The following is a 14,001-nucleotide window of genomic DNA, read 5'->3' as shown; positions in this document are numbered from 1 at the left end:
GAGTCTGCGCATCGGCATCCTGACGGGCGGGGGCGATTGTCCCGGCCTCAACGCCGTCATCCGCGCTGTCGTCAAGTCGCTGCTGCGGCAGTGCGGGGCCGAGGTGATCGGCATCGAGGGCGGCTTTGGCGGCCTGATGGGCGAGGCGCCGCGCGTGCGCCCGCTGGATTGGGCGAGCGTGAGCGGCATCCTGATGCAGGGCGGAACGATTTTGGGCACCAGCAACCGGGCCAACCCCTTGCGCAGCGAGGCGGAGGCGGCGCGCGCCCTGGCCCATGCCCGGGCACTGGGGCTGCAAGCGCTGGTGGTGATCGGCGGCGACGGCAGCATGGCCATCGCGCATGGCCTCAGCCAGCGCGGCCTGCCCATCGTCGGGGTGCCCAAAACCATCGACAACGACATCCCCGGCTGCGAGCGCAGCTTTGGCTTCGATACCGCGGTGGCCACCGTCACCGAGGCGATCGAGCGCCTGCAGACCACCGCACAGAGCCATGGGCGGGTGATGATCGTCGAGACCATGGGTCGCTACGCCGGCTGGATTGCGCTGGAGGCCGGTCTGGCCGGGGCGGCGGACGTCATCCTGCTGCCCGAGATCGACTTCGACATCGAGGCCGTCGCCGCGGTCTGCCGCGAGCGCGAGCGGCGCCAGTGCTACACCATCGTCTGCATCGGGGAGGGGGCCAAGCCCATCGGCGGCGCGCTGACGGTGCAGCAGCGCATTGCCGACAGCCCCGACCCGATCCGGCTGGGCGGCGTCGCCCATGCGTTGGCGGCGGCGCTGCAGCCGCGGCTGGCCTCGGAGGTGCGGGCCACCGTGCTCGGCCATGTGCAGCGCGGCGGCTCACCCACGCCGTTCGACCGCGTGCTCGCCACGCAGTTTGGCAATGAGGCGGCCCAGCTCGTCATGCGGGGGGCGTTCGATCGCATGGTCACGCTGCAGGACGGGCGGCTGGGCAGCATTGCGCTGGCCGAGGCGGTGCACGGCAGCCGCCGCGTGCCGCTGGACCATCCCCTGCTGCGCGCCGCGCGCCAGATCGGCGTCTCGCTGGGCGAGGCGGACCGCGTCGGCGGGCCGGATGTCCGGGCAGGCATCGGGCCGGGTGTCGGCTGACCGACAGGTCCGTCGGCGGCTCGGCGCGCATCCCCCTGTCGGCGCCACGGTTGCGGGTAAACCCCGGCCGGTGGGCTGGCATGACTCGTGCATAGTTATGGCACGTTCCATTTTTTAGGTGTCAAGCATGAAACTCAAGCTTCTCGCGCTCGGCGCGGTGCTCGCCTTTGGTGTGTCGGTGGCCCAGGCCAAACCGTTCAAATGGGCCAGCGCCGGCGAAATCTCCACCTGGGACATCCACTCCCAGAACAACGCGCTGCAAAACGGCATCCATGCGGCGGTCTACGAGTCGCTGGTCTACTACAACAGCCGCACCTTCAAGATCGAACCGGTGCTGGCCACGGCCTGGCGCGAGGTCAGCCCGACGCAGCTGCGCATCACGCTGCGCGAAGGGGTCAAGTTCCACGACGGCACGCCGTTCACGGCCGACGACGCGGTCTACTCGATCCAGCGCGCGATGGCCAAGACCTCCAACTTCGCCATCTACACCCAGGGCATCGACCGCGTGGTCAAGGTCAACGCCAACACGATCGACATCTTCACCAAGGGACCCAACCCGGTGTTGCTCAATCAGCTCACCGAGCTGCGCATGATGAGCAAGGCCTGGGCAGAGAAGAACAAGTCGGTCGAGCCCAAGGACATCAAGGCGACCGAAGAAACGTTCGCCCACCGCAACGCCATGGGCACCGGCCCCTACATCCTCAAGGAATGGGTGCCGGACCAACGCATGGTGTTCGAGCGCAACCCCAACTACTGGGGCAAGATCGACAGCAACGTCACCCAGATCGTCTACACCCCGATCAAGGCCGACGCCACCCGCATGGCCGCGCTGCTGTCGGGCGAGGTGGACTTCGTGCTCGACCCCACGCCGCAGGACCTGCCGCGCCTGCGCAACAACCCCAACCTGAAGGTCATCGATGGGGTCGAAAACCGCACCATCTTCCTGGGCATGGACCAGCACCGCGACGAGCTGGTCGGCAGCAATATCAAGGGCAAAAACCCGCTGAAGGACGTGCGGGTGCGCAAAGCGCTGTACCAGGCGATCGACATCGACACCATCCACCGCGTCACCATGCGGGGGTTGAGCCAGCCCACCGGTGCGCTGGTGGCGCCGCAGGTCGCGGGCTGGAGCGAATCGGTGCACAAGCGCTACCCGTATGACGTCGAGGCCGCCAAGCGGCTGCTGGCCGAAGCCGGCTACAAGGACGGCTTCGAGGTGGACTTCGCCTGCCCGAACAACCGTTACATCAACGACGAGCAGATCTGCCAGGCGGTCGCTTCCATGTGGGCCAAGATCGGCGTCAAGGCCAAGCTGCGCACCCTGCCGCTGGTGACGTATTTCCCGATGATCCAGCGCTACGAGGCCAGCATCTACATGCTGGGCTGGGGCGTGCCGACGTTCGACGCGCTCTACACCCTGCAGTCGCTGGTGCGCACCGTCGGCCAAGGCGGTGACGGCAACTACAATCTCGGCCGCTACAGCAACCCCAAGATGGATGCGATCGTCGATCGCGCCAAGACCGAGACCGATCCCTTCATCCGTCCGCGGCTGCTGACCGAGGCGCTGCAGCTGCAGAACGATGATGTGGTGCACATCCCGCTGCACAACCAGATCATCCCCTGGGCGATGAAGAAGTCGATCGACGTGGTGCACCGCGCCGACAACCGCATCGACTGGCGTCTGGTCAAGGTCAACTGATCGTCTTTGGCCAGCGGCCCGAGGCCGCGCGCCGAGCGGTCGTGTCCGACGACAACCTGTGATGCGCGGGCGGCACGGCAGTGCCGCCCGCAGGAGTTTTTGCATGCTTGCCTTCATCTTGCGACGCCTGGCGCAGGCGGCGCTGGTCATGCTGGCCGTGGCCTTCGTCGCCTTCATGCTGTTCCAGTACGTGGGCGATCCGGTGCTGCAGATCCTGGGTCAGGACGCCACGCCCGAGCAGGTCGCCGCCGTGCGGGCCGAACTGGGGCTGGACCAGCCCTTTTTCGTGCAGTTCTGGCAGTTCGTGGTGCATGCCGTGCAGGGCAACTTCGGCATGAGCATCCACCAGGGCGTGCCGGTGGCGCGGCTGATCGCCGAGCGCTTCCCCGCCACGCTGGAGCTGGCCTTGGTGGCCGCGGCGCTGGCACTCGCGGTGGGCATCCCCATGGGGGTGTATGCCGCACTGCGCCGCGGGACGTGGCTGGCCCAGGTGTTCATGACGCTGTCGCTGCTGGGCGTGTCGCTGCCGACCTTTCTGATCGGCATCGCGCTGATCCTGGTGTTTGCGGTGCATCTGGGGTGGTTCCCCAGCTTCGGCCGGGGGGAGGTGACCCACCTGGGCGGCTGGACCACGGGCCTGCTGACCGCCAAGGGCTGGCACCATCTGGTGCTGCCGGCGGTGACGCTGGCCATCTTCCAGCTCACGTTGATCATGCGGCTGGTGCGGGCCGAGATGCTGGAGGTGCTGCGCACCGACTACATCAAGTTTGCGCGCGCCCGCGGTCTGAGCGACCGCGCGGTGCACTTCGGCCACGCGCTGAAGAACACGCTGGTGCCGGTGATGACGATCACCGGGCTGCAGCTCGGCGGTCTGATTGCGTTCGCCATCATCACCGAGACCGTGTTCCAGTGGCCCGGCATGGGGCTGTTGTTCATCCAGGCGGTGACGTTCGCGGACATTCCCGTGATGGCGGCCTACCTGTGCCTGATCGCGCTGATCTTCGTGGTCATCAACCTGATCGTCGATCTGCTGTATTTCGCCGTCGATCCGCGCCTGCGCCTCGACAAGGCCGGCGGCCACTGACGGCGAACCCGTTCCCCACAAAGGAAGGACACGTTCATGAAATCCTGGTGGATGCGCTGGTGGGACAGCGACATCGGCTACAGCTTTCGCGCGTCGCCCACGGCGATCGTCGCGGCGCTGATCGCGCTGGTGTGCGCGCTCGCCGCCCTGTTCGCGCCGTGGGTGGCGCCGCACAATCCGTTCGATTTGGCCAGCCTGGAGCTGGGCAATGCCCGGCTGCCACCGGCGTGGTACGACGAGGGCCGATGGGCCTTTCCCCTGGGCACCGACGACCAGGGGCGCGACATTCTGTCGGCCCTGATCTACGGGGCCCGCATTTCGCTGTTCGTCGGGCTGGCGTCGGTGGTGCTGTCGGTGCTGCTGGGCGTCACGCTTGGGCTGCTGGCGGGGTTTCTGGGGGGCTGGGTGGACGCCCTGCTGATGCGCCTGTGCGACGTGATGCTGTCGTTTCCGGCCATCCTGATCGCGCTGCTGATCGCGGGCGTGGGGCGGGCGCTGTTTCCGAACGCGCACGAGACGCTGGCCTTTGGCGTGCTGATTTTGTCCATCACGCTGACCGGCTGGGTGCAGTATGCGCGCACGGTGCGCGGCTCCACGCTGGTGGAGCGGCAAAAGGAGTATGTGCAGGCCGCGCGCGTGATTGGCGTGGCGCCGCTGCGCATCATGCGCCGGCATGTGCTGCCCAATGTGCTGGGGCCGGTGCTGGTGCTGGCCACCATCCAGGTGGCCACCGCCATCATCACCGAGGCGACGCTGAGTTTTCTGGGTGTGGGGGCGCCGCCCACCTCGCCCTCGCTGGGCACGCTGATTCGCATCGGCAACGACTACCTGTTCTCCGGCGAGTGGTGGATCACCATCTTTCCCGGGGTGATGCTGGTGCTGATTGCGTTGTCGGTCAATTTGTTGGGCGACTGGCTGCGCGACGCCCTCAACCCGCGCCTGCGCTGACCGAAAGGCCCACCCATGGACAAACTGCTCGAAGTCAAGGACCTGGTGGTGGAGTTTCCCACCCGCCGCGGCGTGCTGCGCGCGCTCGACGGTGTCTCGTTCGACATCGCGCCGGGTGAAATCCTCGGCGTGGTGGGCGAATCGGGGGCCGGCAAGTCGCTCACCGGCGCGGCCATCATCGGCCTGTTGGAGCCCCCGGGACGCATCGCCGGCGGCGAGATCCGCCTGCAGGGCGAGCGCATCGACCATCTGTCGCCGGCGCAGATGCGCCGCATCCGCGGCCGACGCATCGGCGCGATCTTCCAAGACCCGCTGACCTCGCTCAACCCGCTGTACTCGATCGGTCGCCAGTTGACCGAGACCATCCTGACGCACCTGGACGTCTCGCCGGCCGAGGCGCGGCAGCGCGCCATCCAGTTGCTCAAGGACACCGGCATTCCGGCCGCGGAAGAGCGCATCGACCACTATCCGCATCAGTTCTCGGGCGGCATGCGCCAGCGCGTCGTCATTGCCCTGGCGCTGGCGGCCGAGCCGCAACTGGTGGTGGCGGACGAGCCGACCACGGCGCTGGACGTCTCGATCCAGGCGCAGATCATCACGCTGCTCAAGCGCATCTGCCGTCAGCGCGGTGCGGCGGTGATGCTGGTCACGCACGATATGGGCGTGATCGCCGAGACCTGCGATCGCGTGGCCGTCATGTATGCGGGACGCGTGGCCGAAATCGGCCCGGTGCACGAGGTGATTCACCGCCCCGCGCACCCCTACACCGCAGGCCTGATGAGCTGCATCCCCGACATGGAGATGGAGCGCGAGCGGCTGCACCAGATCGACGGCGCCATGCCGCGCCTCAACGAGATTCCGCGCGGCTGTGCCTTCCACCCGCGCTGCGAGAAGGCCATGCTGCGCTGCCACGACCAGCGTCCCGAACTGATGCCCGCCGGCGCCACCCGCGCCGCCTGCTGGCTGCATGCCGAGGCCCCCTTTGCGCAGGTGCCGGCCACGGCGGAGGTTACTCGATGAATACCGCTGTCATCGACCCGGCGCCCACGGCGCCGTTCCACGCTGCGCCCCCGACCCCGGCCACTCCGCTGGTGGTCGTCGAGGACCTGGCCCGAACATTCGACGTGTCGGCACCGTGGCTCAACCGCGTGCTGGAGCGCAAGCCGCGCCAATGGTTGCACGCCGTGGACGGGGTGAGCTTCGACATCCCGCGTGGCCAGACGCTGGCCCTGGTGGGCGAATCGGGCTGCGGCAAAAGCACCGTCGCCCGCTTGCTGGTGGGGCTGTACCGCCCGACGCGCGGGCGCTTTCTCTTCGACGGGCAGGATGCGCACACCGCCTATGGCAGCGCGCAGGGGCGGCAGCTGCGCCGGCGCATCCAGATGATCTTCCAGGACCCCTACGCCAGCCTCAATCCGCGCTGGCGGGTGGAGGACATCATCGCCGAGCCGCTGCGCGAGCATGGCCTGCTGAGCGACGCCGCAGCCCTGCGCGAGCGCGTCGGCGAGTTGCTGCGCTCGGTGGGCCTGAGTCCCCACGACATGGTCAAGTACCCGCACCAGTTCTCCGGCGGGCAGCGCCAGCGCATCTCGATCGCGCGGGCGTTGGCCACGAGGCCCGATTTTCTCGTCTGCGACGAGCCGACCTCGGCGCTGGACGTGTCGGTGCAGGCGCAGGTGCTCAACATCATGAAGGACCTGCAGCGCCAGCAGGGGCTGACCTATCTGTTCATCAGCCACAACCTGGCGGTGGTGCGCCATGTCAGCGACCAGGTCGGCGTGATGTACCTGGGGCGTTTGGTGGAGCTGGCGGACAAGCGGGCGCTGTTCGCGCAGCCGCGCCACCCCTACACCCGCATGCTGCTGGAGGCGATTCCCAAGCTGCACGCCACCGGCCAAGCGCGCACGCCGGTGCAGGGCGAGGTGCCCAACCCGCTCAACCCGCCCAGCGGCTGCGCCTTCCACCCGCGTTGCCCGCACGCGGATGCGCGCTGCAAGGCCGAGCGGCCGGCGCTGCAGACGATCGGCGGCGTGCGCGTGGCTTGCCACGCGGTGCAGGAGGGGCGGATCTGATCCGCCGGCACGGGCCACGCCGTCTCCGGGCGTTGGCGGCTTCGCGGGGCGGCGGCGCGGCTCAGCCCGCTGCGCCTGCGGCGCTGGCCTCGGTCAAGGCCAGGGTGTCGGCGGCCAGACACAGGTCGACCCAGGCCTTGCCCTTGTCGGCCGGGTTGCGCAGCAGGTAGGCCGGGTGGTAGGACACCACCATCGGCAACGTGAGCGCCCCCAGGCGCGCCTGGAACACGCGCCCGCGCAGCCGGCCCAGGGGCGTGCGCAGCGCCTCCTCCGGCGACAGGCAGCCGCCTTCGGCGAGCAGCGTCTGCGCCGCAAAGCGCCCCAGCGCCAGCACGATGCGCGGCTGCAGCAGCGCGATCTGGCGCAGCAGAAAGGGCGCGCAGCGCGCGATCTCCTCCGGCTCCGGGTTGCGGTTGCGCGGCGGACGGCATTTGAGCACGTTGGCGATGTAGACACCGTGGCCGCGCTGCAGGTCGAGCGCCGCCAGCATCCGGTCCAGCAGCCGTCCGGCGCGGCCGACGAACGGCTCGCCCTGGCGGTCCTCCTCCTCGCCCGGGGCCTCACCGACGATCAGCCAGGTGGGCCGGCGGTCGCCGACGCCGGGGACGGCCTGCTGGCGGCAGGCGCCCAGCCCGCAGCGTCGGCAGGCGTGGATCGCGGCTTCCAGTTCGGGCCAGTCGAGCGCGGCGAGGTCGGTGTGGGCGGCGGGGTCGGACCGAGGCGTCGGGTCACGAGGGGTCGAGGCCCCCGGTTGCATGGCCTGCCCCGCGTGGGGACTCGGCGCGGCACGGACCGTCGTCCCGATGGGCGTCGCGGTGTCGCTTCCCCCCGGCGGGCGTGGCAGCAGCGCGCGCGGCCGCCACCACGGGGACACGCCCATCTCGGCCAGCAGGGCCGAGCGGCGCTCGTCGAGCCAGGGCAGGGCGCGCGGCAGGTTCATCGGATCGTCGCGGTGGTGTCGGGGGCGGGGCGCAGGTCGAGCCGCATCACGATGGCGTCCTCGCGCCGCTGCGCCGTATCGGGATAGTACCCCTTGCGCACGCCGGCTTCCGCCCACCCGCAGCGGGCGTAGAGCGCGCGCGCGGCGGCGTTGCTGCGCCGCACCTCCAGCCACAGCTGCGCAAAGCCCTGCGCGCGGCCCCAGTCGGCCAGCGCCCGCAGCATCCAGCGGCCCCAGCCGTGGCGCTGATGCGCCGGGGCGACGGTGATGTCGAGCAGATGCCCCTCGTCCACGCCCTCCATCGCCACCAGAAAGCCGAGCAGCCAGTCGCCCTCGGGCGTGCGCGGCGCGTGCACCCAGTGCGGCGGATCGACTGCCGCGTCCGGGCGCAGCGCCAGAACGCGCGCCCAGTGCCCGGCGGCCAGCGAGTCTTCGTAATGGCGCCGGCTCCATGGGTGCGCGTGGGCGGTCTTGGCCACCTCGGCCACCGCGTCCAGGTCGGCGGCGCTCATCGGCCGCCAGACCCGCCGCGCCTCGGCGCAGCAGGCGCCGGCCGAGGCCGTCGGGTGGCGGCCGTCCCCCATCGGGTCATTCACCGGTTCCATGACCTGTCCCGTCAACCGGCCGCCCGGCTGGCGCGCAGCGCGGCCTGCTCGTCCACCGTCAGCGCCACCTTGTCGCGCACGTACAGCGGCTGGGCCCCGTACGCGTCGACGCAGCGGCCGGCGGCCACGCCCGCAGCCGCCAGGCGCAACAGGGCGCGTGCGCACGGCTGCGTCGCACTGCCGGCCTCGGTGCGCCAGGCGGGCGGCAGCCGTTCGCCGTAGACACCGGCGACGTTGCCGGCGTGCAGCGCGCCGTCCTCGCACGGCAGATCTTGCGGGCGGCGCAGGTGCGGGCCTGCCCGCTCGCGCCAGCCGTGCGCGGCGTCCCAGGCGTAGCGGGCCACGTACACCTCGTCCATGCGCGCGTCCAGCGCCGCGTGCACGGTGAGCCGCGCGGACAGCGGCGCATGGCGCGCGCGTGCGGCTTCCGCCACCGCCAGCAGCGTGGGCAGCGGCAGCACCGGCACGCCGCCCGGCCGCGCCCCGGCGGCCAGCCCCTGCACCACCGCGCAGGCGGTGCGCAGCCCGGTGAACGAACCCGGTCCGTGGCCGAAGACGATGCCGTCCAGCTCCGCCAGCCGCCAGCCGGCGCGCCGTAGCAGCGCCATGACCGTCGGCAGCAGCGTCGCCGAGGCCTGCGCGCCGCCTTCGCCCTCGTGCCAGGCGAGCGGCTCGGCGGCGCCGGCCGCGCCGACGGCCACGCTGAGCATGGAAGCACTCGTGTCCAGCGCCAGCCAGCGCTGCAGGCCGGGGCGCAGGGGCGGGGTGGCGGCGTCGTCCATGGGGGCGATTATCCGCGGCGGGGCGGGTGGCGGTGGACGACGAGGTCTGGCCAACCGTCGAGGACGAACTGCCGGCCTTGCTAGACTTGGCCGCATGGCGGCGCCAGTCGGCCGAGCCCGCGCCGCCCCTTGCCCGAGGAGGAACCGTGTCCATCCCCTACGCCCCCCAACCGCACGCGCGGCCGACGCTGCGCGAGCGCTGGCCGATGATGACGCTGTACGAGCGCTTCGAGCAGGTCGTCGCGCTCGTGCTGTCCGCGGTGATCGCCGTCATCGTCGTCACGTCGCTGGTGCAGCTCATCCGCGAGGTGTTCATGCTTCTGGTGCTGGACGCCTTCAACCCGCTCGACCACAAGATGTTCCAGACCGTCTTCGGCATGATCATGACGGTCCTGATCGCGATGGAGTTCAAGCACTCCATCGTGCGCGTGGTGATGGGACAGGACAGCATCGTGCAAGTCAAGACGGTGGTGCTGATCGCGCTGATCGCGCTGTCGCGCAAGTTCGTGATCCTGGACCCCGAGACCTCGCCGGCCAAGGTCGCGGCGCTGTCGGGCGCGGCGCTGGCGCTGGGCATCGTGTACTGGTTGATGCGCGAGCGCGACCAGCGCGCGCTGGATGCCGAGCGGGCCGCGGCCGCCGCGCACGGGGAGTCTCGCCATGCGCCCTGATCCGTGGACCCCGCCTGCGCCCCGGCGCGGAGATGCTTTCGTGCGTCGGCTGCTGTGGCTGGCGCTGGTGGTGGCGGCGCTGCTGATGGTGCTGTGGCGTGCGCTGCCGGCGCTGGAGGCGCGCTGGCTGGCGCCGCACAGCACCCCGGCGGCCGAGCGCACCGTCACGCCGCGCGGCGACCTGGCCGCCGACGAGCGCGCCACCATCGAGCTGTTCGAGAAGGCGCGCGACTCGGTGGTCTTCATCTCCACCGCGCAAGTGGTGCGCGACGCCTGGACGCGCAACGTCTGGGAGGTGCCGCGCGGCAACGGCTCGGGCTTCATCTGGGATGACGCCGGCCACGTCGTCACCAACTACCACGTCATCGAGGGGGCGTCGTCGGCCACCGTCCGGCTGGCCGACGGGCGCGACTACCGCGCCGCGCTCATCGGCGCCTCGCCGGCGCACGACATCGCGGTGCTGCGCATCGGGGTGGGTTTCAAGCGCCCGCCGCCGGTGCCGATCGGCACCAGCCACGACCTCAAGGTCGGGCAGAAGGTGTTCGCGATCGGCAACCCGTTCGGGCTGGACTGGACGCTGACCACCGGCATCGTCTCGGCGCTGGACCGCACGCTGGACGGTGGCCCCGGCAAGCCGCCGATCGAGCACCTGATCCAGACCGACGCGGCGATCAACCCCGGCAACTCCGGCGGGCCGCTGCTCGATTCGGCCGGGCGGCTGATCGGCATCAACACCGCGATCTACAGCCCCTCGGGGGCCTCCGCTGGCATCGGCTTTGCGGTGCCGGTGGACACCGTGGCGCGCGTGGTGCCGCAGCTCATCCAGCATGGTCGTTACGTGCGCCCGGCGCTGGGCATCGAGGTGGACGAGACGCTCAACCAGCGGCTGGCCGCCGCCACCGGGGTGGAAGGGGTCTACGTGCTGCGCGTGCAGCCGCGCGGCGCGGCCGAGCAGGCCGGGCTGCAGGGCGTGCGCATGGCGCCCGAGGGGCTGGTGCCGGGCGACGTGATCGTCGCGGTGGACGGCAAGCCCGTCGACGGCCCCGGCCGCCTGCTGGCGCGGCTGGACGACTTCCGCGTCGGCGACACGGTGCGGCTGAGCGTGCGCCGCGGCGAGCAGACGCGCGAGGTGACGGTGGCCCTGCAGCCGGGGGTGTGATGGGCCTGCGCCGCTGGGGCCGGGTGTGGATCGCGGCGATGGGCGCCGTGGGCGCGCTCGCATCGGCGGCCGAGACCCTGCCGCCGGCGGTCCAACAGACTCTGGCCCGTGCCCGTGTGCCCGCCTCGGCGCTGGCCGTCGCGGTGGCCGACGCCGCGCCCGGTGGGCGGGTGCTGCTGGCGCACCGCGCCGATGTGCCGGTAAATCCCGCCTCGGTCATGAAGCTGGTCACCACCACGGCCGCCCTCGACCTGCTGGGGCCCGCCTACACCTGGCGCACGGCGGTCTATGCCGACGCTCCGGTGCGCGACGGCGTGCTGGCCGGCTCGCTCTATCTGCGCGGGGATGGGGACCCGAAGCTCGTCACCGAGCGCCTGTGGCTGCTGCTGCGGCGCGTGCAGGCGCTGGGCATTCGCCACATCGCGGGGGACATCGTGCTGGACCGCGGCGCCTTTGCCCTGCCGCCGCACGATCCGGCCGCCTTCGATGGCGAGCCGCTGCGCCCCTACAACGCGGCGCCCGATGCCCTGCTGGTCAACTTTCGCGCCCAGGTGCTGACCTTCGTGCCCGATCAGGGCGCCGGGGTGGCCCGGGTGGGGCTGGAGCCGCCGCTGGCCGAGGTGACCGTACCCGACTCGGTACCGCTGGGCGACGGTCCGTGCGACGACTGGCGTGCCGCCCTGCGGGCCGATTGGTCGGATCCCCGTCGGCCGCGCTTCGCGGGGCGCTATCCGCTGGCGTGTGGCGAGCGCGTGTGGCCGATCGCCCACCCCGAGCCGGACCGCCTGGCCGAGCGCGCGGTAGCCGGGATGTGGGCGCAGTTGGGTGGCGGGCTGAGCGGGCGGGTGCGCGACGGTACCGTGCCGCCTGGGCTGGCGCCGCGGCTGTCGTTCGACTCCGTCCCGCTGGCGGAGGTGGTGCGCGATGTCAACAAGTTCAGCAACAACGTGATGGCCCAGCACTTGCTGCTGACTTTGGCGCGCGCACCGGGGCTGGCTTCGCCGGGGGCGGAGACGGCCGTGCCGCCAGTGTCAGCAAGCTTCGAGGCGGCACGGGCCGTGGTGCGGGACTGGTGGGTGGCCCGACTGGGGCCCGACGTGCCGCTGCCCGAGGTCGACAACGGCGCGGGCCTTAGCCGCCAGGCACGGGTGACCGCCACCGCGCTGGTGCGCTTGCTGCAGTGGGTGTATGCCAGCCCCTGGATGCCGGAGCTGATGGCGTCGCTGCCGGTGTCGGGGGTCGATGGCACCCTGCGCCGCAGCGCCATGGGGCGCGGGCTGGCGCATCTGAAGACCGGCAGTCTGGCCGATGTGCAGGCGCTGGCGGGCTACGTGCACCTGCCCGATGGTCGGCGGCGGGTGTTGGTGGCGATCGTCAACCACCCGCAGGCGCGTGCCGCCCGTCCGGCGCTCGATGCCCTGGTGCAGTGGGCCGCCGAGCAGCCCTGAACGCCAGGGATGCCGTGGGGGCCGTGGACGGGCACGGCCCCGCTGGCGCAGTCTCAGGGTTCGATTTCGATGCGGCCGGGCCCGTTGGCGCCGGTGACCTCCAGCGCCCGCTGCGCGGCGATCACCATTTCGGCGGCCAGCTCGCGCAGATCCTGCCCGCCGCGCGGGGCGCGGCTGTGTAACCCGATGCTGACGGAGCGCGGCGCGTCGCCCGCACGCGCCGTCGGCCTGTCCGCGGCCGGGGCCGCGGCCAGCTGGCGCAGATCGCCCGCCAGCACCAGGGCGCTGGGCACGTCCGCATCGGGCAGCACGACCAGAAACTGCCCGGGCCCCCAGTGGGCCAAGACCTCGTGGGTGCGCAGGCGCGGCGCGAGCCGCCGCGCGATGTCGTACTCCGCCTCGGCCAGGGCCGTGCGCGAGTCGGGCGCATCGTCCAGGGCGATCACCAGTACCGTGACGCTCAACCCCCGCCGCTCGGCCAGGGACAGCGCGCGCGGCAAGTGGTCCAGCGCGGCGGCGCGGTTGGGCAGCCCCGTGCGCGCCTCGCGCAGCGGCAGATCGGCCGGGATCTGGCGGCGGGCCCAGCGGACGCCGAGCAAGGCCCCCACCGCCAGCGCGAGCACGGCGGTGGCGATCCAAACGATCACGGGGGGCCACATGCCCCGTATCGTAGCGGGTTGCCCCGGGCGTACCGGTACCGGGGTTGGCGCCGGGCGCGGCTGATCCGGCCCATCACTCGGCCCATCACCCAGCCGACGCAGCCGACTCCGCCGGGCCGATGGTCAGGTGCACGTCGCCCACGCCGGCGACGCGGCCATGCAGGCGGTCGCCCGGCGCCACCGGGCCGACGCCCTCGGGCGTGCCGGTGTAGATGACGTCGCCCGGTTGCAGGTGGTAGAACAGCGACAGATCGGCGATCAGTTCGCGCAGGTTCCAGATCAGCAGGCCCAGATCGGCGCGCTGGCGTACGGTGCCGTTGACCTCCAGCACGATCTCGCCCTGCTCCAGCACCGTCCCGGGCATGGGCAGCACCTCGCCGCAGACGGCCGAGCCCTCCACGTCCTTGCCCATGCACCACGGGTGCCCCTTGTCGCGCAGGCGCAGTTGCACGTCGCGGCGGGTCATGTCCAGTCCCGCCGCGTAGCCGTAGATCAGTTCGTGCGCGCGCTCGGCCGGCACGCGAAAACCGCCCCGCCCCAGCACGGCCACCCATTCCATCTCGTAGTGGAAGTTCTGGGTCTCCGGCGGATAGGGCAGCGTGGCGCCGGAGTCCACCAGGTGGACGGGGGATTTGGTGAAGTAAAACGGCCGCGCGGTGGCCTTGTCGACGCTGACGCCCATCTCGTGCGCATGGGCGTGGTAGTTGCGGCCGACGAAGAACAGGCGGTTGACGGGCAGGCGGGCATCGGTGCCGCGCACGGCCAGCGACGCGGGGGCGGGCGGGGTCCAGAGGTAAGCGGTCATGGGCAAAGCGTGGGATGG

At 71.3% G+C, this 14,001-nt stretch carries 14 protein-coding genes; 9 read left to right on the top strand and 5 right to left on the bottom strand.

Annotation, left to right across the window (positions count from 1 at the left end; translation table 11 throughout):
- Window positions 1–4: 4 nt before the first annotated feature.
- The 6 genes from ACK4TH_RS03550 (at window position 5) to ACK4TH_RS03525 (ending at window position 6,914) form a co-directional block, all read left to right on the top strand.
- A complete protein-coding gene (locus ACK4TH_RS03550) occupies window positions 5–1,111 on the top strand; it encodes a 6-phosphofructokinase (protein ID WP_409622909.1) in 1,107 nt (368 codons plus the stop codon).
- A gap of 127 nt (window positions 1,112–1,238) precedes the next feature.
- Window positions 1,239–2,810: an ABC transporter substrate-binding protein gene (locus ACK4TH_RS03545; protein WP_409622760.1), complete on the top strand. Its 1,572-nt coding sequence runs from the start codon at window positions 1,239–1,241 to the stop codon at window positions 2,808–2,810.
- A 103-nt stretch (window positions 2,811–2,913) separates the two neighbouring features.
- Window positions 2,914–3,894 carry an ABC transporter permease gene (locus tag ACK4TH_RS03540; protein ID WP_409622758.1) on the top strand — a complete coding sequence of 327 codons (981 nt, stop codon included), beginning with the start codon at window positions 2,914–2,916 and terminating at the stop codon, window positions 3,892–3,894.
- A gap of 36 nt (window positions 3,895–3,930) precedes the next feature.
- Window positions 3,931–4,842: an ABC transporter permease gene (locus ACK4TH_RS03535; protein WP_409622756.1), complete on the top strand. Its 912-nt coding sequence runs from the start codon at window positions 3,931–3,933 to the stop codon at window positions 4,840–4,842.
- 15 nt (window positions 4,843–4,857) lie between these two features.
- Window positions 4,858–5,862 carry an ABC transporter ATP-binding protein gene (locus ACK4TH_RS03530; RefSeq protein ID WP_409622754.1) on the top strand — a complete coding sequence of 335 codons (1,005 nt, stop codon included), beginning with the start codon at window positions 4,858–4,860 and terminating at the stop codon, window positions 5,860–5,862.
- Entirely contained in the window at window positions 5,859–6,914 is a 1,056-nt protein-coding gene (locus tag ACK4TH_RS03525) for an ABC transporter ATP-binding protein (RefSeq protein ID WP_409622751.1), read from the top strand. Before ACK4TH_RS03530 ends, ACK4TH_RS03525 begins: the two co-directional genes overlap by 4 nt.
- Before the next feature lie 61 nt (window positions 6,915–6,975).
- On the opposite strand, the gene ACK4TH_RS03520 is transcribed toward ACK4TH_RS03525, so the two are convergent.
- The 3 genes from ACK4TH_RS03520 to tsaB are packed head-to-tail and all read right to left on the bottom strand — an operon-like array spanning window position 6,976 to window position 9,241.
- The gene (locus tag ACK4TH_RS03520) at window positions 6,976–7,854 is read right to left on the bottom strand and encodes a uracil-DNA glycosylase family protein (RefSeq protein WP_409622748.1); all 879 of its coding nucleotides are present in this window, start codon (window positions 7,852–7,854) and stop codon (window positions 6,976–6,978) included.
- Window positions 7,851–8,459, bottom strand: coding sequence for a ribosomal protein S18-alanine N-acetyltransferase (gene rimI, locus ACK4TH_RS03515; protein ID WP_409622745.1), 609 nt, complete (start codon window positions 8,457–8,459; stop codon window positions 7,851–7,853). Before rimI ends, ACK4TH_RS03520 begins: the two co-directional genes overlap by 4 nt.
- Before the next feature lie 11 nt (window positions 8,460–8,470).
- Window positions 8,471–9,241, bottom strand: coding sequence for a tRNA (adenosine(37)-N6)-threonylcarbamoyltransferase complex dimerization subunit type 1 TsaB (gene tsaB / locus ACK4TH_RS03510; protein ID WP_409622742.1), 771 nt, complete (start codon window positions 9,239–9,241; stop codon window positions 8,471–8,473).
- Between the two features lie 206 nt (window positions 9,242–9,447).
- Between tsaB and ACK4TH_RS03505 the strand changes: the two genes are divergently transcribed.
- The 3 genes from ACK4TH_RS03505 to dacB are packed head-to-tail and all read left to right on the top strand — an operon-like array spanning window position 9,448 to window position 12,519.
- Window positions 9,448–9,912 carry a phosphate-starvation-inducible PsiE family protein gene (locus tag ACK4TH_RS03505; RefSeq protein WP_409622906.1) on the top strand — a complete coding sequence of 155 codons (465 nt, stop codon included), beginning with the start codon at window positions 9,448–9,450 and terminating at the stop codon, window positions 9,910–9,912.
- Window positions 9,902–11,071, top strand: a complete 1,170-nt coding sequence (locus tag ACK4TH_RS03500; RefSeq protein ID WP_409622739.1) for a S1C family serine protease — start codon at window positions 9,902–9,904, stop codon at window positions 11,069–11,071. Before ACK4TH_RS03505 ends, ACK4TH_RS03500 begins: the two co-directional genes overlap by 11 nt.
- A complete protein-coding gene (gene dacB, locus ACK4TH_RS03495) occupies window positions 11,071–12,519 on the top strand; it encodes a D-alanyl-D-alanine carboxypeptidase/D-alanyl-D-alanine-endopeptidase (protein ID WP_409622736.1) in 1,449 nt (482 codons plus the stop codon). The genes ACK4TH_RS03500 and dacB overlap by 1 nt, the downstream gene beginning before the upstream one ends.
- 53 nt (window positions 12,520–12,572) lie before the next feature.
- On the opposite strand, the gene ACK4TH_RS03490 is transcribed toward dacB, so the two are convergent.
- Window positions 12,573–13,178, bottom strand: coding sequence for a hypothetical protein (locus tag ACK4TH_RS03490; protein ID WP_409622734.1), 606 nt, complete (start codon window positions 13,176–13,178; stop codon window positions 12,573–12,575).
- Between the two features lie 85 nt (window positions 13,179–13,263).
- On the bottom strand, window positions 13,264–13,983 hold the full coding sequence (locus tag ACK4TH_RS03485; RefSeq protein WP_409622731.1) for a fumarylacetoacetate hydrolase family protein: 720 nt from the start codon (window positions 13,981–13,983) through the stop codon (window positions 13,264–13,266).
- Window positions 13,984–14,001: the final 18 nt, after the last annotated feature.

Origin of the sequence: Tepidimonas sp., assembly GCF_046292505.1 — a bacterium.
In the GTDB taxonomy this organism is placed as follows: Bacteria; Pseudomonadota; Gammaproteobacteria; order Burkholderiales; family Burkholderiaceae_C; genus Tepidimonas.
Note: the sequence above shows the minus strand (reverse complement) of the source record. Positions and strands in the feature narration are given on the sequence as shown.

Bases quoted from the DNA above. Each gene is read 5' to 3' on its own strand.
- ACK4TH_RS03545 (WP_409622760.1), top strand. From the start codon at position 1,239: ATGAAACTCAAGCTTCTCGCGCTCGGCGCGGTGCTCGCCTTTGGTGTG.
- ACK4TH_RS03540 (WP_409622758.1), top strand. From the start codon at position 2,914: ATGCTTGCCTTCATCTTGCGACGCCTGGCGCAGGCGGCGCTGGTCATG.
- ACK4TH_RS03535 (WP_409622756.1), top strand. From the start codon at position 3,931: ATGAAATCCTGGTGGATGCGCTGGTGGGACAGCGACATCGGCTACAGC.
- ACK4TH_RS03530 (WP_409622754.1), top strand. From the start codon at position 4,858: ATGGACAAACTGCTCGAAGTCAAGGACCTGGTGGTGGAGTTTCCCACC.
- ACK4TH_RS03525 (WP_409622751.1), top strand. From the start codon at position 5,859: ATGAATACCGCTGTCATCGACCCGGCGCCCACGGCGCCGTTCCACGCT.
- ACK4TH_RS03520 (WP_409622748.1), bottom strand. From the start codon at position 7,854: ATGAACCTGCCGCGCGCCCTGCCCTGGCTCGACGAGCGCCGCTCGGCC.
- rimI (WP_409622745.1), bottom strand. From the start codon at position 8,459: ATGGAACCGGTGAATGACCCGATGGGGGACGGCCGCCACCCGACGGCC.
- tsaB (WP_409622742.1), bottom strand. From the start codon at position 9,241: ATGGACGACGCCGCCACCCCGCCCCTGCGCCCCGGCCTGCAGCGCTGG.
- ACK4TH_RS03505 (WP_409622906.1), top strand. From the start codon at position 9,448: ATGATGACGCTGTACGAGCGCTTCGAGCAGGTCGTCGCGCTCGTGCTG.
- ACK4TH_RS03500 (WP_409622739.1), top strand. From the start codon at position 9,902: ATGCGCCCTGATCCGTGGACCCCGCCTGCGCCCCGGCGCGGAGATGCT.
- dacB (WP_409622736.1), top strand. From the start codon at position 11,071: ATGGGCCTGCGCCGCTGGGGCCGGGTGTGGATCGCGGCGATGGGCGCC.
- ACK4TH_RS03490 (WP_409622734.1), bottom strand. From the start codon at position 13,178: ATGTGGCCCCCCGTGATCGTTTGGATCGCCACCGCCGTGCTCGCGCTG.
- ACK4TH_RS03485 (WP_409622731.1), bottom strand. From the start codon at position 13,983: ATGACCGCTTACCTCTGGACCCCGCCCGCCCCCGCGTCGCTGGCCGTG.